The organism is Pantoea sp. USMM079 (assembly GCF_037153115.1).
In the GTDB taxonomy this organism is placed as follows: Bacteria; Pseudomonadota; Gammaproteobacteria; order Enterobacterales; family Enterobacteriaceae; genus Pantoea; species Pantoea communis.
Genome location: NZ_JBBCKX010000075.1, coordinates 1 through 414, shown reverse-complemented (window position 1 = coordinate 414; position 414 = coordinate 1). Strand labels below are relative to the sequence as shown.

General features: G+C 56.3%; 1 protein-coding gene. It reads left to right on the top strand.

Annotated elements, in window-relative coordinates:
- A partial coding sequence (locus WFP70_RS26875) for an ATP-binding protein (RefSeq protein WP_337024912.1) occupies nt 1–414 on the top strand: 414 nt, incomplete at both ends.

The following is a 414-nucleotide window of genomic DNA, read 5'->3' as shown; positions in this document are numbered from 1 at the left end:
CGGCTTCCTCTCTGAGAATGCCGATTTCGCCGAGCAGGTTGAGCGCTCTGGTTTTATCTTCATCGGCCCGAAAGCTGACACCATCCGCCTGATGGGCGACAAAGTGTCTGCAATCACCGCGATGAAGAAAACCGGTGTGCCGACCGTGCCAGGATCTGACGGCTCGCTGACCGATGACATGGATAAAAACCGTGCCATTGCCAAACGCATCGGTTACCCGGTCATCATCAAAGCCTCTGGCGGTGGCGGCGGCCGTGGTATGCGCGTGGTGCGCAGTGAAAAAGATCTGGAACAATCCATCGACATGACGAAAGCGGAAGCCAAAGCGGCTTTCAACAACGACATGGTCTACATGGAGAAATTCCTCGAGAACCCGCGTCACATCGAGATTCAGGTGATGGCCGACGGCCAGGG